This window comes from Agrococcus sp. BE272 (assembly GCF_031457935.1).
Lineage (GTDB): Bacteria > Actinomycetota > Actinomycetes > Actinomycetales > Microbacteriaceae > Agrococcus > Agrococcus sediminis.
In genome coordinates this window covers 868,777-890,605 of record NZ_JAVDXL010000002.1, presented here as the reverse complement: position 1 = coordinate 890,605, position 21,829 = coordinate 868,777, and the positions used below count along the sequence as shown (strand labels likewise).

The following is a 21,829-nucleotide window of genomic DNA, read 5'->3' as shown; positions in this document are numbered from 1 at the left end:
TACATTGGTCAGGTAAGGCTTGCCTCACCTGAGGCTCAGACACCTCGGAGGCGGCGCATGGCGGGACCGGAGCGCGTGGCGGCGGTGGCCCCTCGGTTCATCGAGCTCGAGGTGCTCGGCGCCCAGCAGGTCTCTCCGCACATCCGGCGCATCACCCTCGGCGGCGACGAGGTCGGCGCGATGACGCCGCAGGGCTACGACCAGTGGTTCCGCTTCTTCATGCGCCGCGAGGGGCAGGACGCCCTGCGGGTGCCCGAGAGCCCCTCCACCTGGTTCCCGCAGTACCTCGCGATGCGCGAGTCGCAGCGGCCGTGGATCCGCAACTACACGGTGCGCGGCTTCCGGCTGGACGCGGGCGAGCTCGACATCGACTTCGTCTGCCACGAGGACCCGGGGCCGGGCGCCGCGTGGGCGCTCGCGGCCGAGCGCGGCGAGCGCGCCGTGCTGCTCGACGAGGGCCTGCTCTACAACGACGACGGCCTCGAGGGCGACCTGCTCATGGTCGGCGACGAGTCGGTGCTGCCCGCGATCGCCGGCATCTGCGGCTCGCTCGCGGACGACGCGCGCGGCACGGCCGTGATCGAGGTCGGCCACCGCGACGACATCCAGGAGTTCGCGCGGCCCGAGGGGCTCGACGTGCGGTGGGTCGAGCGCGGCGGCGTGCGCGAGGGCCAGGCGGCGCTCGAGGAGCTGCGCGGCCTGCGGATGCCCGAGCAGCTCGGCTACGCGTACAACGCGGGCGAGCAGTCGCTCGCCACCGGCGCCCGGCGGCACCTCGTGCGCGAGCGCGGCGTCGACAAGCGGCGCATCACCTTCACCGGCTACTGGAAGCTCGGCAAGTCCTACGTCGACTGAGCGCCGAGTTCCGAAACTTCCGGCGAAGTTTCGCACGGGTGACCATCCGGGCATCCTGACGCCCGGATCGGCCGGTGCCCGCCCATCCGCTTGCCTATCGTGAAGACGTGCCCACCGCAGCCTCACTCCCGGTCGACAGCGCCCACCAGGCGTGGCTCGACCGCGTCGCCCTAGCCGAGCTCGCCGTGCCGATCATCGGCCGCCTCTACCGGGAGCGCGACGTCGTCACGCACGTGCACGGCAAGAAGCTCGTCAACCAGTCGCCGATCGAGATCCTGAAGGCGCACAAGTGGGCGCGCCGCGTGGGCGAGCGCGTGCTGCGCATCGACGACTCGATGCGGGTGCTGCGAATCGTCGACGAGCTGGGGCTCCGCGGCATCTCGCTCGACCTGGGCGTCATCCTCGGCGAGGCGCCCGAGGAGGGCTTCGAGGACTGGGCGCGCGCGCACGTCGCCGCGCTGCCCTCGTGGTCGCAGGACGAGCCCACCGACGTCGTGCTCTACGGCTTCGGCCGCATCGGCCGCCTGCTCGCGCGCATCCTCATCGGCCACGCCGGCAGCGGCCTGGGCCTGCGCCTGCGCGCGATCGTCGTGCGCCGCGGCGGCGACGACGACCTCGAGAAGCGCGCGAGCCTGCTGCGCCGCGACTCGGTGCACGGCGCGTTCCAGGGCACGATCGACATCGACCACGAGGCGGGCACGATCCTCGCCAACGGCACGCTCATCCAGGTCATCTACTCCGACGACCCGACGACCGTCGACTACACCGCCCACGGCATCCAGCGCGCGATCGTCGTCGACAACACCGGCCGCTGGCGCGACGAGGCGGGCCTCGCGCAGCACCTCGCATGCCCCGGCGTCGAGCGCGTGGTGCTCACCGCACCCGGCAAGAGCCCGCTGAAGAACATCGTCTTCGGCGTGAACCACGACACGATCGCCGCCGACGACACGATCGTCACCGCCGCCTCCTGCACCACCAACGCGATCACGCCGGTACTGCAGGTGATCGACGACGCGTTCGGCATCGAGCACGGCCACGTCGAGACGGTGCACTCGTACACGAACGACCAGAACCTCATCGACAACTTCCACAAGGGCGCCCGCCGCGGCCGCTCCGCCGCGCTCAACATGGTGCTCACCGAGACCGGCGCCGCGAAGGCCGTCGCGAAGGCGCTCCCGCAGCTGGAGGGCAAGCTCACGGGCAACGCGATCCGGGTGCCGACGCCCGACGTGTCGATGGCGATCCTCAACCTCACGCTCGGCCACGACGTCGACCGCGACGGGGTCAACGAGCTGCTCCGCCGCACGTCGCTCACCGGCGAGCTGCGGGCGCAGATCGACTTCACCGACTCGCCCGAGGTCGTCTCCACCGACTTCGTCGGCAACAATCGCGCCGGCATCGTCGACGGCCTCGCGACGATCGCGAGCGGCCGGCACCTCGTGCTCTACGTCTGGTACGACAACGAGTACGGCTACTCGTCGCAGGTCGTCCGCGTCATCGAGCACATGGCCGACCAGATGGCGAAGGCCCGGCAGCTGCAGCCGGCCTGACACAGACTTGCCGCCGTCGGGACTCTCCTGGGTGGAAGCCCGACGGCGGCAAACCCCTCCCGCGCATCCGACGCGTCCCGCGCGCATCCGATAGCGTCGTCGGCATGCGCGAGGTGACCGAGACCGAGCTGCGGAGCTGCTTCGTCAACGCGACGCAGCGCGAGCTCGACCAGATGCCGATGCCCGGCCTGCACGAGACGATCTGGGCCGAGCGCGAGTACCTCGGCTGGCGCGACCAGCGGTCGTCGCGCATCGGCTACCTCGTGCACTGGCGCGGCGACGAGCTGATCGGCGTGGTGGTGCGCTCGGCCCCCGGCGGCATGCGCCCCGGCATCGCGGCCATGTGCTCGCTGTGCCACTCGACGCAGCCGGCGACGCAGGTGCGCATGTTCAGCGCGCGGCTCGCGAGCCTCGACGGCGACACGGGCAGCTCGATCGGCACGTACATCTGCGAGGACCTCGCGTGCTCGCACATCATCCGCACCGGCCCGCCGCACCTCGTGAGCCCGGAGCGGGTCGCCTCGCGCGGCGCGGCGCTGCTCGGCCGCGTGACGCGCTTCACGCAGCGGGTCGAGCGCGCGTCGCGGGAGGCCTGAGCGTGCGGCGGCTCGACCGCATCCGGAACGTGCGGCCGTGGGGCGGGCCCGCCGTGGACGTCGTGCTCGACGGCGACCGGATCGCGGCCCTGGAGCCTGCCGGGAGCGGTCCGGCGGGGAGCGGTGCGCCCGCAGGCTCGGCGGTGCTCGACGGGCGCGGCCTGCTCGCCCTGCCGTCGATCGTCAACGCGCACGCGCACGTCGACAAGTCGTGGATGGGTCTGCCGTGGCAGCCGTACGGCGGCGAGGGCGGCACCGACGGACGCATCCGGCACGAGCGCGCGCGGCGCGACGAGCTCGGCATCCCGAGCGTCGAGCGCACCGCCGCCGTGCTCGACGCGCACGTGCGGCACGGCACGACCGCGCTCCGCACGCACGTCGACGTCGACACGGGCATCGGCCTGCGCGGGATCGAGGCGGTGCGGGAGGCCGTCGCCGCCTACGAGGGCGCGGTCGAGGCGACGATCGTGGCGTTCCCGCAGGACGGCGTGCTGCGACGCCCGGGCGTGCTCGCCCTGCTCGAGAGGGCGGCCGCCGAGGGCGCGGAGCACATCGGCGGGCTCGACCCGGCCTCGATCGACCGCGATCCTGTTGGGCAGCTCGACGCGATCTTCGACCTCGTGGCACGCCACGGGTGCGGGCTCGACATCCACCTGCACGACGCGGCCGAGCTCGGCGCCTTCCAGCTCGAGCTGATCCTCGAGCGCACGCAGCGGCTCGGGGCCGCCGGCCGCGTGAACATCGCGCACGGCTTCGCGATCGCGCAGCTGCCCGACGCGCGCCGCCACGACCTGCTGCAGGCGATGGGCGAGCTGGGCATCACGATGACGACGGTCGCGCCGCTGCGGCTGCCGCAGCTGCCGATGGCCGAGCTCGACGCGGCCGGCGTCGGCCTCGCCTTCGGGACCGACGGCATCCGCGACCTCTGGAGCCCCTACGGCACGGGCGACACCCTCGGCATCGCGTGGCAGTTCGCGCGGGCCTCGTCGACCGTGCGCGACGACGACCTCGCGCGGGTCGTCGAGCTCGCGACGCGCGACGCGGGCGCCTTCGTCGGCCGCGCGGTGCACGACCTCGTGCCGGGCGCGCGCGCCGACCTCGTGCTGATCGACGCCGAGCACGCGATGGACGCGCTCGTGCGGGTGCCGCCGCGCCTCGCCGTCGTCGGCGGGGGCCGCCTGCTGCACGAGGCCGTATCGTCGAGCGGGTGAGCGACGACGCCGAGAAGACCCCGCAGCCCGCGAAGACCGATGCGCCGGAGGTGCACGTCGCCGACGACCTGGTCGTGACGCAGCACGAGCTCGAGACGCCGGGCGGCACGCTGCGCTACACGGCCCGCGCCGGTCGCGTGGTGCTGTGGGAGGAGAAGGTCGAGTCGGATGTCTTCTGCGGCAGGAAGCCGCGGGCGCAGGTCGCGATCACCGCGTACACGCTCGACGACGCCGACCCGACCGAGCGGCCCGTGACCTTCGCGTTCAACGGCGGCCCGGGCTCGGCGAGCGTCTGGCTGCACATGGGCGTGCTCGGGCCGAAGCGGGTCGTGATGGGGGATGCGGGCGAGCTCGCACCGCCGCCGTACGCGGTCGTCGACAACCCCGAGTCGCTGCTCGCCGTGAGCGACCTCGTCTTCATCGACCCCGTCTCGACCGGGCGCTCGCGGCCCGTCGAGGGCGAGAAGGCCAAGGACTTCCACGGCTTCACCGCCGACATCGAGTCGGTCGCCGAGATCATCCGCCAGTGGGTGACGGTGCAGGGCCGGTGGCTGAGCCCGAAGTTCCTGGCGGGGGAGTCGTACGGCACCACCCGCGCGGCCGGGCTCGCCCAGCTGCTGCAGGAGGAGCTCGGCATGTACCTGAACGGGCTCATGCTCATCTCGAGCGTGCTCGACTTCTCGACGGCCAACTTCGAGCGGGGCGGCGACCGCGCCCACGCGCTGTACCTGCCGTTCTACGCCGCGACCGCCTGGCGGCACGGCTTCCACGAGGGCCGAGAGCTCGCCGACGTCGTCGACGAGGCGCGCGCGTACGCGGCGCGCGACTACGCGTACGCGCTCTCGCAGGGCTCCCGCCTGACGGCCGAGGAGCGGGCGGATGCGGTGGCCGCGGTCGCGCGCCTGACCGGCCTGTCGGAGTCGTACGTCGACGGCGCCGACCTGCGCATCGAGCACTGGCGCTACTTCGGCGAGCTGCTGCGCGACCGAGGGCTGACGGTCGGCCGGCTCGACTCCCGCTTCACGGGTCCGGCGGCGAGCGGGATCGCCGAGCACATGGACGCGGACCCGTCGATGGACGCGATCCTCGGGCCGTACTCGGCCGCCTACCAGCACTACCTCCACCAGGACCTGGGCGTGCGCGACTCCGGCCCCTTCCACGTGTTCGGCAAGGGCGTGAACGAGGGCTGGAGCTACAAGGAGTTCGAGAACGCGCCCGTGTACGTGCTCGACCGGCTCTCGCGCGCGATGCGGCAGAACCCGCACCTCGCGGTGCACTTCGCGTACGGGTGGTTCGACGGCGCGACGCCGTTCTCGGCTGCCGAGGACTCGGTCGCGCACCTGCGCATCCCGGAGGCGCTGCGCGAGAACCTCGAGCACCGCTACTACGAGGCCGGGCACATGATGTACGTGCACGAGCCGTCGCGGCAGGCGCAGTCGGCCGATCTCGCGGACTTCGTGCGGCGGCGCTCCGGCCGCTGACGCGGCGACGGGCTCGGAGCGGGTGCTCGCCTCGCCCCTCCGCTGGTCGAGGAGCGCGCCGCCGCAGGCGGCACGTGTCTCGAGACCATCCGGCGGCGCACCTGCCGCCCTGCGGATGCGCTAGTCTGTTGCAGTTGCCTTCGGGCAGCTCGATCGCGAGATCGACGGGCTGTGGCGCAGCTTGGTAGCGCACTTGACTGGGGGTCAAGGGGTCGCAGGTTCAAATCCTGTCAGCCCGACCATCGAACGGCTCCGGACCGCATGCGGCTCCGGGGCCGTTCTGCGTGTCCGTGCCGCGAACTGTGCCGGAACCGCATGAAACCCTGAGGGTACAAATGTCGTAACACTGTTACGCTAACGCCCGAGCGGTGCCGACGAAGGGGTCGACCGCGCGAGCTCCTCCCGAGGTGCGGTGCGGGTCTGCCGCTCGCCACACCTCAAGAGGAGTCACACCATGAAGAAGATGCTTGCGGCCTTCGGGGTCGCCGGTCTCGCCGTCGTCGGCCTCGCCGCACCCGCGCAGGCGGCGCCGCCGCCCAGCGCCACCATGAACCACGAGTCGTACTGGGAGGGCCTGGGCTACGGCGACTGCGAGAAGATGGAGTTCGGCGACGGCGTCGGCAGCTTCACGCTGCCCGAGCTGCCCGACGGGCAGCAGTACACGCTGCTCGTGCTGAAGGCCGGCTCCGGCGAGGGCGCCAACGACCTCGTGCTCTGGCCTGCGCCCGGGACGTACATGCACAGCTCCGACAAGGACCTGAGCCACGTCATCTACTGCGTGGACGAGAAGCTCAGCTGACCGTACGCGGCGACACGGGCGGCGCCTCCTCGTGGGGCGCCGCCCGCGTGCGCGCCGGATGCGGGGGATGGCCCCCTGTGCCCGTCGCCGCCGGGCGCCTACGCTCGCAGCCATGACCGATCCCGCCGCGCCGCCGCCTGCGCCGCTGCCCGCCGTGCCGCCCCGCTGGTTCATCCGCACGGCGTGGGTCGTGCACCGCGCCCTCTACCGGATCTCCGGCGGACGGCTCGGCCTCTCGCGGCCGCGGCCGGGGAAGTACGGGATGCTGCGGCTCCACACCGTCGGACGCCGCACGGGCGAGCCCCGCGTGGCGATCGTCGCGTACTACGAGGACGGGCCGGACCTCGTCACGATGGCGATGAACGGCTGGGCGGAGGCCCACCCCGCCTGGTGGCTGAACCTGCAGGCGCACCCCGACGCATCCGTCGACCTGCCGGGCGGCACGCGGCGCGTGCGTGCGCGGGAGGCGCACGGCGTGGAGCGCGAGCGCCTCTGGGCGGGCTTCGACGCCTACAGCGAGGGCCCCTCGATGGCCGAGTACGCGCGCCTGCGCGCCCGGCGCACGCCGGTGGTCGTGCTGGAGCCCGCCGACCGCTGACGCGGCCGGCGCCGCGGCATCAGACGAGCGACAGCTCGCGCAGCTTGGCCTCGACCTCGTCGTTCGACGGCTCGACCTGGTGCGAGCCGTCGGGGAAGACGACGACGGGGATGTTCATGCGACCGGAGATGCGCTGCGCCTCGGCGGCCGCGGTCTCGTCGCGTTCGAGGTCGACGTAGTCGTAGTCGACGCCGAGGCCGTCGAGCTGCTGCTTGGTGCGTCGGCAGTCGCGGCACCAGTCGGCGCCGAACACGCGGAGGGAGGAGGCAGTCATCCCTCCACCCTACGGGGGCCGCCGGAGTACGGTCTCCCTGTGAGCAGCGCCGTCGTGGACGTGCCGCCCTCCGCGGAGCCCGAGCGCGCACCGCGGCGGGTGCCGCCGTGGTGGACCTGGCCGATCGCCGCAGCGGTGATCTTCGCCGCAGCGCTCGCGGGGGTGCTCTTCGCCCCGGAGGGCACGACGGTCGCGGTGTGGTGGCCGGCGGCCGGGCTCTCGGTGCTCTTCGCCCTCCTGCAGCCGGCGTCGCGCCTGCCCGCGGCCGTGCTGCTCGTGCTGGCGGTGACGATGACGGCCAACCTCGTCGCGGGTCGCCCGCCGGCGCTGTCGATCGGGTTCGGCATCGCCAACGCGGCCGAGGTGGCGGTCGTCTCGGCGCTGCTCGGCTGGGGTCGCCGCGACTTCCGGCTGTCGACGATCGTGGCGGGCGTGCGCTTCGCCGCCGCGGCGGCGGCCGGCGGCATCGTCGCAGGCATCCTCGGCGCGGCCGTGATCGCGCTGCTGAGCGGCGCCGCCCCGTGGCCCGTCGCGGGCTTCATCGCCGCCTCGCACGCCGCAGCCGTGGGGATGATCGCACCCTTCGCACTGCTGCCCAGGCGGCTGCCGGTGCGGGCGACGCGCGCCGAGATGGCGGTGCAGGCACTCGCGCTCGCGGTCGTCATCGGGATCGTCTTCCACCCCGACACGGCACTGCCCCTGACCTTCGCCCCCTACCCGCTGCTGGCCTGGGCGGCGTTCCGGTTCCCGATCCGCGTCGTGCTGCTCGAGACGCTGCTCGCGGCGCTCGCGATGCTCGCCCTCACGCTCGCCGGCGGCGGCGTGCTCGGGGCGCCCGACATGGACGCCCTCACCGGCGCCGCGCTGCTCGAGGTCTTCCTCGTGACGTTCACAGGCCTCGCGATCGTGCTGTCGTCGGCCCAGTACGAGCTGCGGGCGCTCGGCAGGCAGCTCGACGCCTCGACGCGGCTGCTCACCGGCAGCGTCATCGACGCGCGCGTCGGGCTCGCGATCGTCCACCGCGATGCCTCCGTCGCCCGGCTCACGTGGGCGAACCGGGTCGCGCGCCGGCTGCTGGAGCCCGAGCTCGATGGCGAGACGTGGGCCGGCCCCATCCGCACCGCCGCCGCTCGTGCGCTCGCCTCGGGCGACCAGGCGACGGTGACCTCGGCCGACGGGCGCACCCTCACCGTCGCCGCCAACCGCATCCACGGCGACGAGGAGCTCTTCGCCGTGCAGCTGCTCGACGTGACGTCGATCCTGCAGGCGCAGCAGGCCCGTGCCGACGCCGACGTCGAGGCGGCCGCCGCGCGCACGATCCGCGCCGAGCTCGAGCGCCAGCGCGACGACTTCCTGGCCACCACGAGCCACGAGCTGCGCACTCCCATCACCAGCATCGTCGGCTTCGCCGAGCTCGTGGCGGAGTCGGATGCGGTGGCCGAGACCGAGCGCAGCTGGCTGGCCGTCATCGAGCGCAACGCCCAGCGCCTGTCCGAGCTCGTCGAGGACCTCCTGACGCTGAGCGGCGGCGCGACGGCGCCGCCGCGCCCGCAGACGCCCGAGCGGGTCGACTGCGCGGCGGTGCTCGAGGAGGTCGCGGCCGGCCAGCGGCTCGTCAGCGACGGCAAGGGGCTGGCCGTCGAGGTCGACGCGGCCGCGCACGCGGTGCTCGCCTCGCGCAGCGACGTCGAGCGGGCGGTGTCGAACCTGCTCGCGAACGCGATCAAGTTCACCCCGGAGGGCGGCGGCATCCGGCTCTCGGCCGAGCGCGACGCGGCGGCGGGGGAGGTCGTCGTCGAGGTCGCCGACACGGGCCCTGGCATGAGCGACGAGGAGCTCGGCCACGCCTTCGACCGCTTCTACCGGGCCCCCGGCGCCGAGCGCGACAACATCCCCGGCACCGGGCTCGGGCTCGGGCTCGTGGCCGAGCTCGCGCGCCGCAACGGCGGCTCCGCCGCGCTCCGGCGCAACGACGCCGGCGGCATCACCGCATCGCTGCGGCTGCCGTCCCCTCCGTGACCTCGGTCGCCTCGAGCGCCTGCGTCAGGTCGGCGATGAGGTCGTCCGGATCCTCCAGGCCGATCGACAGGCGGAGCACCCCCGCGTCGGGCTTCGCCTCCGGCGCGACCGGCCGGTGCGTGAGCGAGGCCGGGTGCTGGATGAGCGAGTCGACCGAGCCGAGCGAGACCGCGTGCGTGAACAGGCGCACCCCCTCGGCCACGGCGGCGGCCGCGGCGAAGGAGCCGACGTCGATCGCGAGCATCGACCCGGGCCCCGCCATCTGCCGGCCCGGTCCCACGAGGCCCCTCGGGTCGCATCCGTCGAGCCCCGGGAAGCGCACCGCGCGCACGCCCGGCAGGTCGAGCAGCGACTCGGCGACGCGCAGCGCGCCCGCCTGCTGCGCGCGCACGCGCAGCGGGAGCGTCTGCAGGCCGCGGTGCATGAGGTAGGCGCTGAGCGGATGCGCGATGGCGCCGGTGATGGCGCGCACGGGGCGGAGCGCCCGCGCCCACGCCTCGTCGCACGCGACGACGCCGCCGAGCACGTCGCCGTGGCCGCCGATGTACTTCGTCGCCGAGTGCATCGAGAGCGCCGCGCCGTGGTCGAGCGGCCGCTGCAGCACCGGCGTCGCGAAGGTGTTGTCGACGAGCACGGGCGCCTCGCCCGCCGCGGCGACGAGCGCGTCGAGGTCGACGAGCTCGAGCGTCGGGTTGGCCGGCGTCTCGGCGATGACGAGCCCCGTGTCGGGCCGCACCGCCCGCTCGACCGCCTCGACCGAGTCGACGAACGTCGTCTCGGTGCCGAGCAGGCCCGTCGCGAGCAGGTGGTCGGTGCCGCCGTAGAGCGGCCGCAGCGCCACCACGTGCGCCCCGCGCCGCTGGCGCGCGGCGGTCAGCACCGCCGTCGTCGTGGCCATCCCCGACGCGAACGCGACCGCGGCCTCCGCGCCCTCGAGCGCCGCGAGCGCCTGCTCGAAGCGTGCGACCGTCGGGTTCCAGAGCCGCTGGTAGACGGCGGAGCCGTCGCCCACGTCGCCGCCGGTCGCGAGCCGCTCGTAGGCGTCGCCGCCGGAGTCGACGCCCGCGAGCGGGTTCGTGGAGGAGAGGTCGATCGGTGCTGCGTGCACGCCCAGCGATCGGAGCTCGTCGCGGCCGGCATGCACCGCGAGCGAGTCGAGTCGGAGGCGAGCGTCATTGCTCGTCGTCATGGCCACCATGATGCCCGAAACGGGAGGTGATGCGGGGCGGGAGGATCCGGCGCGCCGTCAGCCCTCCGGGCCCGGCTCGGCGGGGGTCGTGGGCTCCGGCTCCGGTGCGGGCGGCGGCGGGGTGGGGGCAGGCTCCGGGTCGGGGAGCGGCGGCGGCACCGGATCGGGCAGGGCGGGCTCGAGCGGCGGCTCGACGGGGGCGGGCTCCACGGGTGCCGGCTGGCTCGGAGCCGGAGCCGGAGCCGGCGCGGGCTCCGGGGCGGGCTGCACGGGCACGGGCCGCGGCTCGACCGGCACGGGCGCGGGCTGCGGCCGCGTGGTGCCGGGGTCGGTGATCGGCCGCGGCGCGGCCCGGTCGATCGCGTCGCGCGCCTCCTGCGACGCGGTTGCGAGCAGCGCCGCGCCCTCGGGGTTGCCCGTGGCCTCGAGCTGGAAGGCCTCCGCCATCCAGGCCGCCGCGACGTGCAGCGCGAGCCCCTCGACGAGGTCGAGCACGTCGGCGGGCGTGTGCCCGCCGCGGACGACGGCGAGCACCGACGCGATGTGCCGGTCGGCGTCGCCCAGGGCCGTCTTCGCGCCCGTCGGCGCGAGGGCGAGCGCCGAGCGCAGCGCGTCGATGTCGGTGCGGCTCTCGGCCGCCGACGCCGCGGCGGCGCCCAGCCGGGCGATCGCGGCCTCGAGCCGGTCGATGCGCGCGTCGTCGAAGTCGCGCGGGTCGCCGAGCGAGCGCAGCTCGCGGTCGAGGTCGTCGACGTTCTCGGCCGTCACCGCCGCGATCGGCGGCCGCTCGGCCGCGGCCGCCTCGACGCAGGCGCCCAGCAGGTCGAAGGCCGCGGGGTCGCCGGCGGCCTCGGCCCGCTGCTGCCAGCGGTCGGCGAGCGCGCGGTCGTCGGCGGTCGTGAAGCCTTCGTCGACGATCGCGCGCAGCAGCGCCGTGCGCTCCTCGCCGAACGCGCTGCGCTCGCGCTCGCCGAGCACGCCCTCGGCGCCGCCGACGTGCTCGGCGGCCGTCAGCACGTCCTCGGCACGGCGCTCGAGGGCGACCGCGGCGACGATGCGCACCTCGAGCTCGCACGCGGCCTGCTCGTGCTGCTCGTGCCACGACGTGATCTGCCCGGCGAGGATGCCCGCGCGCGCCTGCGATCCCCAGGCGACGACCGAGCCGGAGACGATGAGGGCGGATGCGCCGAGAGCTGCGAGGCCGACAGTCCAGCGGCGCCTGCGGCGCAGTCTGTGCCGCTCGGCGAGCACCGCCGCGCGACGGCGCGCCTCGGCGGCATCGAGGCCGTGCGGCCCCGGCGCCGGCTGCTCGTCCACGGTGGACCTCGCAATCATGCAGGAAGTGCACGTTCATGCTACGCGCTCCAGCGTGCCACAGGGTGACCGGCAGGCGAAGCGCGGATGTCCGGCGGGTGCGAGGATCGGCAGGTGAGCCTCATCGCCCAGCCCCTCCGCATCGGCGCCTTCGACGTGCCCAACCGCATCATGCAGGCCGCCCACTCGAAGCAGTACTCCGACCGCGTCGAGTCGGATCGCGAGACGGCCTACTTCGTGCGCCGCGCCCGCGGCGGCTGCGGCCTGTTCGTCGCCGGCAACCACCTCGTGCACCCCTCGGCGTCGACGCGCGGCTTCGAGGACGCCTGGCGGCCCGAGGCCGTCGACGCCAACCGCCGCATGACCGACGCGGTGCACGAGGCGGGCGCGCGGATGCTCGTGCAGCTCAACCACCACGGGGCGCAGGCGGCGCCCGAGGGGCCCGACGGCCCGCGACCGGTGTACGCGCCCAGCCGCATCCTCTCGCCCTCGACGGGCGTCGCCACCCGCGAGGCGAGCGCGCGCGACATCGCAGGCTTCGTCGAGGCGTGGGCCGATGCGGCCGAGCGCAGCCGCCTGGGCGGGTTCGACGGCGTCGAGCTGCACATGGCGCACGGCTACCTGCTGCACCAGTTCCTCAGCCCGCTGTACAACCGGCGGACGGATGCGTACGGCGGCGACCTGGAGGGCCGCACGCGGTTCCCGCGCGAGGTGCTGCGCGCCGTGCGGGCGCGCGTGGGCGACGACTACACCGTCGGCATCCGCATCGTGCTCCACGAGCACAACCCCGAGGGGCTCGACGCGGCCGACCTGCGCGAGGCGGTCGCGGCGCTGCGCTCCGAGGCGCGCATCGACTTCCTCGACACGGCGGCCGGCGGCTACCACGACGTGCACTGGGTGTTCCCGTCGTCGGCGATGCCGGTCGACTGGCTGCGCGACGACGTCGCGGCGCTCAAGGCGGCGAACCCCGACGTGCCGGTCTTCGGCGTCGGCGCCGCGCGCAGCGTCGAGGAGGCGGAGGAGGTGCTCGCGAGCGGCGTCGCCGACATGGTGGCGCTCACCCGCGGGCAGCTCGCCGACCCGGACCTCGCCGCGCGGCTCCTCACCGGCGCGACTGACGGCATCCGCCACTGCATCCGGCTCAACCAGGGCTGCCTCGGCCGGGGCAGCCAGGGGCTGCCGGTGAGCTGCACCGTCAACCCCGAGGCCGGGCGCGAGCTCGAGGCGGCGCCGGGGCGCGCGGCTCGCCCCGCCCGCTGGACGGTCGTCGGCGGCGGCCCTGCGGGCATGCGGGCCGCGCTCGACCTCGCTCGCCTCGGCCACGCCGTCACGCTGCTCGAGCGCGAGGCGCGCCCCGGCGGGCAGCTGCTGCGCGCCGCGCGCGTGCCGGGCCGCGACTCGGTCTCGCTGCTCGCGACCGACCTCGAGCGCGACGCGCGCGCCGCCGGCGTCGAGGTGCGGCTGGGGGAGCCCGCCTCCCTCGCCGCGATCCGGGCGACCGCGCCCGACCGGGTGGCGCTCGCGGTGGGCGCGGTGCCGCCGGCCGGCGGCGGCGCGGCGATCGACGAGGCGTTCGAGGGCGCGCGGCCCGCGACCGTCGACGCGTGGCGGGCGATGGACGATCCTGCGGCGCTCGGGGAGCGCATCCTCGTGGTCGACGACGACGGCACCGCCCACGCCTCCGGCGTGCTGCTCGCGCTCGTCGCCGGCGGCGCCTCGGTCGAGGTCGTGACGCCGTTCGAGCGGCTGCTGCCGCACGTCGGCACCGGCTACGAGCGGCAGCTCGTGCTGCGCACGCTCGCGGCGGGCCGGTTCCGGCGCACCGTCGGCGCGCGAGTGCGGCGCGGCGAGGGCGGATGGGTCGCGGTCGACGCGCTCACCGGGCACGAGGCGCCGCTGGCCGAGCCGACCGCGATCGTGGCGCTCACGCCGCGCGAGGCCGTGCGCCTCGACGGGCTCGACGCCGAGCTGCTCGAGGCCGAGCTCGGCGTGCCGGTCTCGGCGATCGGCGACGCGCTCTCGCCGCGCGGCATCGACGCGGCGATCGCCGAGGCGTGGCGGCTCGCGCAGGGCAGCGCCGACGACTGAGGCCTGGCGCGCGCGGCTCGCCCTGCGCCATGCTGGCGGCATCGCGGCCGTGCGGCCGCAGTGAGGAGCCAGCATGGCAACCCTGCTCAACCCCTACCTCGCCTTCGGCCGCGAGGCGCGCGAGGCGATGAACTTCTACCACGGCGTCTTCGGCGGCGACCTCGTGATCAGCACCTTCGGTGAGTCCGGCATGGCCGACGACGCGGGCGACGCCGACCTCGTCATGCACGCGCAGCTCACGACGGCCGACGGCCACACGCTGATGGCGAGCGACACCCCCGCCTCGATGCAGCAGCCCACCGGCGGCCAGCAGGTCTCGCTCTCGGGCGACGACGCCGGCACGCTCACCCGCCACTGGGAGGGGCTGAGCGACGGCGCGACGATCGTCGAGCCGCTCGTCGAGGCGCCGTGGGGCGACACCTTCGGCATGCTCGTCGATCGCTGGGGTGTGGGGTGGATGGTGAACATCGCCGGCGCTGCGTCCGGCACGCCGGCGCCGAGCCTCGACGAGGGCGCGGACGGCCGGTCCGCCGACCGCTGACGCACGACGACGGGGCCGAGCATCGCGCTCGGCCCCGTCGTCGTGCCCGCCTCAGGCGGGCGGCTGCGGGGCGCCGCCGGAGGCGGTGTCCTCCTCGGTCTCGGGGTTGTGCTGGTCCGGCTCGTCGAGCGGCTGCACGTCGCGGTCCTCCGGGTCGACGGTGGGATCGTCGTGGTGCTGGTGATCGCTCATGGCGTCTCCTCTCCTCGGTCCACCCGTTCTACACCCGCCGTCAGCGCACGGGCTGGATGCCGAGCGAGTCGAGCAGCCCGCGGATGCGCTGCTCGATGTCGTCGCGGATCGGGCGCACGGCATCGATGCCCTGGCCGGCCGGGTCGGCGAGCTCCCAGTCCTCGTAGCGCTTGCCGGGGAAGACGGGGCACGCGTCGCCGCAGCCCATCGTGATGACGACGTCGGAGTCGCGCACCGCCTCGGTCGTCAGCACCTTCGGCCGCTCGGCCGTGATGTCGATGCCGACCTCCCGCATCGCCTCGACGGCGACGGGGTTGATCTGCTCGGCGGGCATCGAGCCGGCCGAGCGCACCTCGACGGCGCCGCCGGAGAGCTCGCGCAGGAAGCTTGCGGCCATCTGCGAGCGGCCCGCGTTGTGCACGCAGACGAACAGGGCGCTGGGGGAGTCGTGGGTCTCGGTCATGGTCGCTCCAGGTGGGGTCGGTGTCGGATGCGGTCAGCTGGCGGGGGAGAGCTCGGCGAGGAGGCGGTCCACGCGGCGCGCGATGTCGTCCCGGATCGCGCGCACGCCGTCGGGAGAGGCGAGGGCGGGGTCGCCGACCTGCCAGTCCTCGTAGCGCACCCCGGGGATGATCGGGCAGACGTCGCCGCAGCCCATCGTCACGACGACGTCGGCGGCGCGCACGGCGTCGTCGGTGAGGGGCTTCGGGAACGGGTCGCCGTCGACGCCGAGCTCGTCGATGAGCGATCGCACCTCGGGGTGCACCTCGGCGGCGGGCATCGAGCCGGCCGAGCGCGCGACCACGGCGCCGCCGGAGCGCTGCTCGACGAGCGCCGCCGCGAGCTGCGACCGGCCCGCGTTCTGCACGCACACGAACAGCACGTGCGGCACGCCCGCCGTGCGGTCGCGCAGCACGTCGGCGATGCGCTGCCGGGCGAAGCGCTCGGTGAGCACGAGCAGGTGGGACGAGATGCGGGAGGAGCGCGCGAGGCTCGCGTACGACTCGCGCACGATGCGCAGCACCGCGTCGCCGGAGAGGTCGGGGGTGGCGTCGGCGATGCGCCGAGCGACGTGCGAGAGCTTCGCGTCGACGTCGACCAGCTCGCGGTCGCCCTGCCCACGGCTCCAGGAGGGATCGGCGCCGACGCGCGCGGCCCGCAGGCCGTCGACGAGCGCCGCGACGACCCGGCGCATGCCGGGCTCGACGCGGTAGTGCACCCACGTGCCGCGCCGCTCGGAGGCGACGACGCCCGCGTCGCGGAGCACCTTCAGGTGGTGGGACACCGTGGGCTGCGAGACGTCGGCGAGCTCGGCGAGGTCGCACGCGCACGCCTCGCCGGTGGGGGAGGCGGCGAGCATCGACAGCATGCGCAGGCGCAGCGGATCGGCGAGCGCCTTGAGCGCGGGCGCCATCGCCAGCGCGGTGGGGGCGTCGATCGCGGAGGCCGCATCGACGCGGTCGCATGCCTCGGCAGCAGGCGGGGCGAGCACGATGCGGATCCTCCAGGCGGGCTGCCGTCGACGCGCTCTGCATCGATCGCTGTCTATATTGATGCATCTCGATGCAGGCCGCAAGCGCCGCGCCGACGCCGGAGTACCCTGGGAGCCATCCCGACCTGCGAAGGAGCAGCCCCATGCCCGAGACGATCATCGCCGGCTACGCCCGCACGCCGTTCGCCAAGTTCCTCGGGCAGCTGGCCCAGACGCCCTCGACCGAGCTCGGCGCGCACGCGGCGAAGCACGCGCTCGCGAAGGCCGGCGTCGAGCCGGCCGAGGTCGACGCGGTCGTCGTCGGCCAGGTGCTGCAGGCCGCCGTCGGGCAGAACCCCCCGCGCCAGACCGCCGTCGGCGCCGGCATCCCCATGACCGTGCCCGCGCTCGGCGTCAACGCCGTCTGCCTCTCGGGCACCGAGGCGATCGTCGCCGGCCACCGCATGATCCAGCTCGGCGAGGCCGACGTCGTGGTCGCCGTCGGCCAGGAGTCGATGTCGCTCGCCCCGCACGCCGCGCCGATCCGCGCCGGCGCGAAGTTCGGCAACGCCAGCCTCATCGACACCATGCAGTTCGACGGGCTCACGGATGCGTTCGACCGGGTGGCGATGGGCGAGTCGACCGACGGCTACAACGCTTCGTTCGAGATCACCCGCGAGCAGCAGGACGAGCTGGCCGCCGCGTCCCACGCGCGCCTCGTCCGGGCCCAGGCCGAGGGCACCCTCGACGACGAGATCGTGCCGTTCGAGGCGAAGGCGGGCCGCAGGACGGTGACGGTCGCCGTCGACGACGGCGTGCGCGCCGAGACCACCGTCGAGTCGCTCGCGGCCCTCCGCCCCGCGTTCACGCCCGACGGCTCGATCACCGCCGGCAACGCGTCGCAGATCACCGACGGCGCGGCCGCGGTGGTCCTCGTCTCCGACGCCTACGCATCCGCCCACGGCATCACCGGCCTCGCGCGGATCCTCGCGACCGGCTTCGTCGCGGGCGCCGACGTCTCGCTGCACTCGCAGCCGGCCGACGCCATCGAGCAGGCGCTCGAGCGGGCCGGCAGGTCGACCGCCGACCTGCAGGCGGTCGAGATCAACGAGGCCTTCGCGGCCGTCGGCGTCGCCTCCACGCGCCAGCTCGGCGTCGATCCCGAGATCGTCAACGCCCACGGCGGCGCGATCGCGCTCGGCCACCCGATCGGCGCCTCCGGCACCCGCATCGTCGGGCACCTCGCGCGCCGGCTGCACCAGCTCGGCTCGGGCTCGATCGGCGCGAGCGGCATCTGCGGCGGCGGCGGCCAGGGCTCGGCCATCGTGCTCGAGGCGATCTGATCCGCTGACAGCGAAGCCCCCGCGCAGGCGCATCCGCCCGGCCTAGGCTGGTCGGATGCGCCTGTCTGTGCTGGACCTCGCCCCCATCCACCCCGGTGAGACCGCCGGCGAGAGCCTCGCGGGCTCCGTCCGCCTCGCGCAGGCCGCCGAGCGGCTCGGCTACCGTCGCGTCTGGTACGCCGAGCACCACAACATGGCGACGATCGCCTCGAGCGCGACGAGCGTGCTCATCGCGCACGTCGCCGCGCACACGCGCACGATCCGTCTGGGCGCGGGCGGCGTCATGCTGCCGAACCACTCGCCGCTCGTGATCGCCGAGCAGTTCGGCACCCTCGCCGAGCTGCACCCCGGGCGCATCGACCTGGGGCTCGGGCGCGCGCCCGGCACCGACCAGCGCACCTGGGCGGCGCTGCGCCGCGACATCCGCGCCTCCGAGCGCTTCCCCGAGGACGTCGTCGAGCTGCAGGGCTACCTGCGCGGCGAGCCGACGGTGCCCGGCATCCGCGCGGTGCCCGGCCACGGCACCGACGTGCCGCTCACGATCCTCGGCTCGTCGCTCTTCGGCGCGCAGCTCGCGGCGGCCCTCGGCCTGCCGTACGCCTTCGCCTCGCACTTCGCGCCCGACGCGCTGCAGCAGGCGGTCGCCGTGTACCGCGAGCGGTTCGAGCCGTCGAGGCAGCTCGCCGAGCCGTTCGTCATCGCCGGCATCAACGCCGTCGTCGCCCCCACGCGCGACGAGGCGATGCAGATGCAGCGCAACGTCGTGCGCTCCCGCGTGCGCAGCCTGCTGCTGCGCGACAGCCCCGTCGCGCAGCAGGTCGGCGACGACGAGCTCGACGCGCTCGCCGCGAGCCCGCAGGCCGCGCACATCGCCTCGATGGTGCGGCACACGGCGCTCGGCACCGGCGACGAGGCGGTCGCGACGCTCCGGCGCTTCGCCGTCGAGGCCGACGCCGACGAGCTGATCATGGCCGTGCACGGCGCGACCGACGAGCGGGTGCGCGCGCTCGAGCTGCTGGAGGCCGCGGGGGCTCTGGGCGAGGCACCTGCGGCGTAGCCGCGCCGGCAGGCGGGGAGCCTGCCGGGCGTCCGCCGCTACCGTGGTCGCAGACACCGGAGGAGCACCGTGCCGAAGCAGCTCACGAACGCGCTCGTCGCATCGCCGCGTCGTCGCCGCGCCTGGGCGGCGCTGACGGCGCTGGCGCTGGCCATCGCGCTCTCGGCGGTGCTGCTCTACCGCGAGAGCAGCAAGCCCTTCGGCTTCGAGGCCGAGTGGATGGACCGCCTGGTGACCCAGCGCTCGCCGCTGCTCACCACCGCGTCGCTGGCCTTCGACACCCTCGGGGGCGGCGTCGTCGCCACGCTCATCGTGCCCGGCGTCGTCGCGGGGCTGCTCCTGCTGCGCCGCCGGCCGTGGGCCGCGGGCTACTTCCTCGTGGCGTCGATCCTCACCGGGCTCCTCGTGCAGCTCCTCAAGCACGCGGTCGACCGCGCGCGGCCGCTCGACGTGCTCGTGACGGTCGACCACGGGTCCTTCCCCTCCGGGCACGCGGCGAACGCGGCGCTCGTCGCGACGGCGCTCGGGCTGCTGCTGCGGCGCTGGTGGGTGTGGGCCGCCGGCGCCGCCTGGACGATCGGCATGATGCTGAGCCGCACCTACCTCGGCGCGCACTGGCTCTCCGACACCCTCGGCGGCGTGCTCGTCGCCGTCGGCGTCGCGCTCGGGCTGTGGGAGCTCCTCGCCGCGCGGCTCGAGCGAGAGCGCCGCGGTCGCCCCGAGCCGGCGGGCACTGACGAGACGGTCAGCGCGCGTCGGTGACGCCGAGGCGCCCGGCGCCCAGCGCGAGCCGTGCGACGGATGCCGCGGCCGCCGCGAGCAGGTCGCCCGCGTCGCGCTGCAGCGCGTCGAGCGTCGCGGGGCCGGCGGCGATCGAGAGCGCCGGCACGCCCATCGCGGCGGCAGCGTCCGCGTCGACGGAGCCCGCGAGCACGCACAGCGGCACGCCGTGCCGCTCGGCGGCCGCGTGCACGACGGAGACGACCTTGCCGCCGGCCGACTGGCCGTCGAAGCGGCCCTCGCCCGTCAGCACGAGGTCGGCGCCGAGCACCGCGGCGTCGAGCCCGGCGAGCTCGGCGAACCACGCGCCGCCCGCGACGACGTCGCCGCCGGTGAGCGCGCGCAGCACGCTCGCGACCCCGCCGGCCGCGCCGGAGCCGGGCACGTCGATGACGGATGCCGCATCGACGCCGAGCGCCTCGGCACCGATGCGCGCGAAGCGCTCGAGCGCGGCGTCGAGCGCGCGCACGTCGTCGGGGCCCGCGCCTTTCTGCGGCCCGAAGACGGCGGCGGCGCCGCGAGGTCCGGTGAGGGGCGCGTCGACGTCGGTGACGAAGCGCCAGCGGGCGGCGAGCGCCCGCGGGTCGACGCCCGAGACGTCGAGGTGCTCGAGCGCCGCGAGCCCGCCGCCGCCCGGCTGCACGGGCCGGCCCGACGCATCCGTCAGCCGGGCGCCGAGCGCGGTGAGGAGGCCGGCCCCGCCGTCGCTCGTCGCCGAGCCGCCGAGGAGCAGGGTGAGCTCCACGGCGCCCCGGTCGAGCGCGTCGAGCACGACGCGGCCGAGGCCCGCCGTGGAGGCGGCGAGCGGCTGCAGCGGGGCGTCCTCGACCTGCGGCAGGCCGGCCGCCTGCGCGAGCTCGATCACGGCGCTGCGGCCGTCGAGCGCCCAGCGCGCGCGCGCGGGCCGGCCGATCGCGTCGACCGTCTCGGTGACGACCTCGTCGCCGCCGCGCGCGAGCAGCGCGTCGAGGCTCCCCTCGCCGCCGTCGGCCATCGGCACGAGCACCACCTCGGCGCCCGGCACGACCGAGCGGATGCCGCGCGCGGCGGCCTCGCACGCCTCGAGCGCGGTCAGGCTGCCCTTGAAGGCGTCGAACGCGACGACCGCCCGTTGCGGCGCGGCCGTCATCGCTGCAGCCCGTAGCGCTCGGCGAAGCGGGCGAGGATCGCCTGCGGGTGCTCGACGTGCGCGGCGCGGCCCGCGGCGACGAGGTCGTCGACCTCGGCGGGGGAGAAGTAGCCGTGGTCGCGGTAGACGCGGATGCGCTGCTCGAGCCCGTCGGCGTCGAGCTCCGGGTGGAACTGCGTGCCCACGACGTGCTGCCCGACGCGCACCATGTGCACGCACGCGGCCGACACGGCGAGCGTCGTCGCGCCCTCGGGCGCCTCGGCGATGCCCTCCTTGTGGCCGCCGAACGCGGTGAAGGCGCGCGGCAGGCCGTCGGTCAGCCAGTCCTCGCCCACGAGGCTCAGCTCGACCGGCGCCACCGACTCGGCGATGCCCCGCACCATGCGGCCGCCGAGCGCGTGCACGAGCGCGCCGAGGCCGAGGCACGCGCCGAGGTAGGGGAGGTCGTCGCGGATCACCCGCTCGGCGAGGTCGCGCAGCCACGTCACCGTCGCCGCGTGCTCGGGCGGCCGCCGGTGGTCGTCGCTGAAGTTCGCGGGCCCGCCGCCGACGAGCACCGCGTCGACGTCGGCGAGGTCGATCGCGGGCTGCTCCCGGTCGAGCCGCACCCGCTGCACCCGCGACTCGTCGAGGCGGCCGAAGCGCACCATCGCCTCGAGCTCGGCGGCCGCGACCTCGTCCTCGGGCCGCGACTGCACGATCAGGATCCGGCGCATGCGAGCCTCCCGTCCGCGGCCCACACGCCGCTCGATCCGCGGCGGTGGGAGCCCACGAGGTGGGTGTCGACGATGCCGACCGCCTCCATGAGCGCGTGCATCGTCGTCGGGCCGACGTGGGCGAAGCCGCGCGCCTTGAGCGCCCGCGAGAGCGCGCGCGACTCGTCCGACTGCGTCGGCACGTCGGCGAGCGTCTGCGGCGCGGGCGTCTCGCCGGGCTGGAACGACCACACGAGCGCGGGCAGCCCGCCCTCCTCGCGCAGCGCCACCGTCGCCCGCGCGTTGCCGATCGTGGCCTCGATCTTGCGGCGGTTGCGCACGATGCCCGAGTCTCCGAGCAGCCGCGCGACGTCCTGCTCGCCGAAGGCCGCCACCGCATCCGGCTCGAAGCCCGCGAAGGCGGTGCGGAACGCGGGACGCTTGCGCAGGATGGTCGCCCACGAGAGCCCCGACTGGAACGCCTCGAGCGAGAGCCGCTCGAACAGCCCCGTCTCGTCGCGCACCGGCATGCCCCACTCGCGGTCGTAGTAGTCGCGCAGCAGCGGGTCGGTCGCGGCCCACGACGGCCTCGCGAGGCCGTCCTCGCCGACGATCAGGTGCATGCCGACCAGGCTAGCCGCGAGCCT

At 75.1% G+C, this 21,829-nt stretch carries 22 protein-coding genes and 1 tRNA gene; 14 read left to right on the top strand and 9 right to left on the bottom strand.

Translation table 11 applies throughout. From position 1 onward, the window contains the following. The first annotated feature begins 57 nt into the window (after window positions 1-57). The 8 genes from J2X49_RS10740 (at window position 58) to J2X49_RS10705 (ending at window position 7,090) form a co-directional block, all read left to right on the top strand. On the top strand, window positions 58-855 hold the full coding sequence (locus J2X49_RS10740; protein ID WP_246990755.1) for a siderophore-interacting protein: 798 nt from the start codon (window positions 58-60) through the stop codon (window positions 853-855). 107 nt (window positions 856-962) lie between these two features. Further along, window positions 963-2,405, top strand: a complete 1,443-nt coding sequence (locus J2X49_RS10735; RefSeq protein WP_310125905.1) for a glyceraldehyde-3-phosphate dehydrogenase — start codon at window positions 963-965, stop codon at window positions 2,403-2,405. 104 nt (window positions 2,406-2,509) lie between these two features. Further along, on the top strand, window positions 2,510-3,001 hold the full coding sequence (locus J2X49_RS10730) for an FBP domain-containing protein (RefSeq protein ID WP_310125902.1): 492 nt from the start codon (window positions 2,510-2,512) through the stop codon (window positions 2,999-3,001). Between the two features lie 2 nt (window positions 3,002-3,003). Next, window positions 3,004-4,212 (top strand): amidohydrolase family protein, encoded by a 1,209-nt coding sequence (locus tag J2X49_RS10725; protein ID WP_310125899.1) that lies wholly within the window; start codon window positions 3,004-3,006, stop codon window positions 4,210-4,212. Then, window positions 4,209-5,693, top strand: a complete 1,485-nt coding sequence (locus tag J2X49_RS10720) for a S10 family serine carboxypeptidase-like protein (protein ID WP_310125896.1) — start codon at window positions 4,209-4,211, stop codon at window positions 5,691-5,693. Before J2X49_RS10725 ends, J2X49_RS10720 begins: the two co-directional genes overlap by 4 nt. A 165-nt stretch (window positions 5,694-5,858) precedes the next feature. Next, window positions 5,859-5,935 (top strand) — tRNA-Pro (locus J2X49_RS10715). A gap of 212 nt (window positions 5,936-6,147) precedes the next feature. Beyond that, window positions 6,148-6,492, top strand: coding sequence for a hypothetical protein (locus J2X49_RS10710; protein WP_310125892.1), 345 nt, complete (start codon window positions 6,148-6,150; stop codon window positions 6,490-6,492). Window positions 6,493-6,604: 112 nt separating this feature from the next. Continuing rightward, window positions 6,605-7,090: a nitroreductase/quinone reductase family protein gene (locus J2X49_RS10705; RefSeq protein WP_310125889.1), complete on the top strand. Its 486-nt coding sequence runs from the start codon at window positions 6,605-6,607 to the stop codon at window positions 7,088-7,090. A gap of 19 nt (window positions 7,091-7,109) precedes the next feature. Here the strand turns inward: J2X49_RS10705 and J2X49_RS10700 are convergent, their stop codons facing one another. Next, window positions 7,110-7,364, bottom strand: a complete 255-nt coding sequence (locus J2X49_RS10700) for a glutaredoxin domain-containing protein (RefSeq protein WP_146357621.1) — start codon at window positions 7,362-7,364, stop codon at window positions 7,110-7,112. A gap of 39 nt (window positions 7,365-7,403) precedes the next feature. Between J2X49_RS10700 and J2X49_RS10695 the strand changes: the two genes are divergently transcribed. Continuing rightward, window positions 7,404-9,383, top strand: coding sequence for an ATP-binding protein (locus J2X49_RS10695; protein WP_310125885.1), 1,980 nt, complete (start codon window positions 7,404-7,406; stop codon window positions 9,381-9,383). On the opposite strand, the gene J2X49_RS10690 is transcribed toward J2X49_RS10695, so the two are convergent. Together J2X49_RS10690 and J2X49_RS10685 are read right to left on the bottom strand one after the other, a co-directional pair. Then, a complete protein-coding gene (locus J2X49_RS10690) occupies window positions 9,349-10,572 on the bottom strand; it encodes a PLP-dependent aspartate aminotransferase family protein (protein ID WP_310125883.1) in 1,224 nt (407 codons plus the stop codon). The genes J2X49_RS10695 and J2X49_RS10690 overlap by 35 nt on opposite strands. A gap of 57 nt (window positions 10,573-10,629) precedes the next feature. After that, the gene (locus tag J2X49_RS10685; RefSeq protein WP_310125879.1) at window positions 10,630-11,889 is read right to left on the bottom strand and encodes a hypothetical protein; all 1,260 of its coding nucleotides are present in this window, start codon (window positions 11,887-11,889) and stop codon (window positions 10,630-10,632) included. A 111-nt stretch (window positions 11,890-12,000) separates the two neighbouring features. On the opposite strand from J2X49_RS10685, the gene J2X49_RS10680 reads away from it, so the two are divergent. Together J2X49_RS10680 and J2X49_RS10675 are read left to right on the top strand one after the other, a co-directional pair. Next, window positions 12,001-13,974 carry an NAD(P)-binding protein gene (locus J2X49_RS10680; protein ID WP_310125876.1) on the top strand — a complete coding sequence of 658 codons (1,974 nt, stop codon included), beginning with the start codon at window positions 12,001-12,003 and terminating at the stop codon, window positions 13,972-13,974. Window positions 13,975-14,047: 73 nt separating this feature from the next. Further along, window positions 14,048-14,515, top strand: a complete 468-nt coding sequence (locus J2X49_RS10675; protein WP_128188549.1) for a VOC family protein — start codon at window positions 14,048-14,050, stop codon at window positions 14,513-14,515. Window positions 14,516-14,566: 51 nt separating this feature from the next. Here J2X49_RS10675 and J2X49_RS10670 read toward each other — a convergent pair whose 3' ends face one another. From J2X49_RS10670 to J2X49_RS10660, 3 genes are read right to left on the bottom strand one after another with little or no spacing between them, the layout of a single operon-like run. Continuing rightward, window positions 14,567-14,707 (bottom strand): hypothetical protein, encoded by a 141-nt coding sequence (locus J2X49_RS10670; RefSeq protein ID WP_164877037.1) that lies wholly within the window; start codon window positions 14,705-14,707, stop codon window positions 14,567-14,569. Between the two features lie 40 nt (window positions 14,708-14,747). Further along, window positions 14,748-15,170 (bottom strand): arsenate reductase ArsC, encoded by a 423-nt coding sequence (locus tag J2X49_RS10665; RefSeq protein ID WP_310125870.1) that lies wholly within the window; start codon window positions 15,168-15,170, stop codon window positions 14,748-14,750. Window positions 15,171-15,203: 33 nt separating this feature from the next. Further along, the gene (locus J2X49_RS10660; protein ID WP_396131254.1) at window positions 15,204-16,199 is read right to left on the bottom strand and encodes a metalloregulator ArsR/SmtB family transcription factor; all 996 of its coding nucleotides are present in this window, start codon (window positions 16,197-16,199) and stop codon (window positions 15,204-15,206) included. A gap of 143 nt (window positions 16,200-16,342) precedes the next feature. Here J2X49_RS10660 and J2X49_RS10655 point away from each other — a divergent pair, with 143 nt between their 5' ends. The 3 genes from J2X49_RS10655 to J2X49_RS10645 all read left to right on the top strand — a co-directional run bounded on the left by J2X49_RS10655 (window position 16,343) and on the right by J2X49_RS10645 (window position 19,340). After that, window positions 16,343-17,521: an acetyl-CoA C-acyltransferase gene (locus J2X49_RS10655; protein ID WP_310125868.1), complete on the top strand. Its 1,179-nt coding sequence runs from the start codon at window positions 16,343-16,345 to the stop codon at window positions 17,519-17,521. Window positions 17,522-17,576: 55 nt separating this feature from the next. Then, on the top strand, window positions 17,577-18,578 hold the full coding sequence (locus J2X49_RS10650; protein WP_310125866.1) for an LLM class flavin-dependent oxidoreductase: 1,002 nt from the start codon (window positions 17,577-17,579) through the stop codon (window positions 18,576-18,578). 69 nt (window positions 18,579-18,647) lie between these two features. Further along, complete coding sequence (locus J2X49_RS10645) at window positions 18,648-19,340, top strand: phosphatase PAP2 family protein (RefSeq protein WP_310125863.1); 693 nt, start codon at window positions 18,648-18,650, stop codon at window positions 19,338-19,340. On the opposite strand, the gene J2X49_RS10640 is transcribed toward J2X49_RS10645, so the two are convergent. Genes J2X49_RS10640 through J2X49_RS10630 form a run of 3 tightly spaced genes read right to left on the bottom strand, consistent with a single transcriptional unit; the run spans window position 19,324 to window position 21,805 of the window. Beyond that, the gene (locus J2X49_RS10640; RefSeq protein ID WP_310125861.1) at window positions 19,324-20,487 is read right to left on the bottom strand and encodes a glycerate kinase; all 1,164 of its coding nucleotides are present in this window, start codon (window positions 20,485-20,487) and stop codon (window positions 19,324-19,326) included. The genes J2X49_RS10645 and J2X49_RS10640 overlap by 17 nt on opposite strands. After that, complete coding sequence (locus tag J2X49_RS10635; RefSeq protein WP_246990771.1) at window positions 20,484-21,203, bottom strand: glutamine amidotransferase-related protein; 720 nt, start codon at window positions 21,201-21,203, stop codon at window positions 20,484-20,486. The genes J2X49_RS10640 and J2X49_RS10635 overlap by 4 nt, the downstream gene beginning before the upstream one ends. After that, a complete protein-coding gene (locus J2X49_RS10630) occupies window positions 21,188-21,805 on the bottom strand; it encodes a DNA-3-methyladenine glycosylase I (protein WP_310125858.1) in 618 nt (205 codons plus the stop codon). The genes J2X49_RS10635 and J2X49_RS10630 overlap by 16 nt, the downstream gene beginning before the upstream one ends. Window positions 21,806-21,829: the final 24 nt, after the last annotated feature.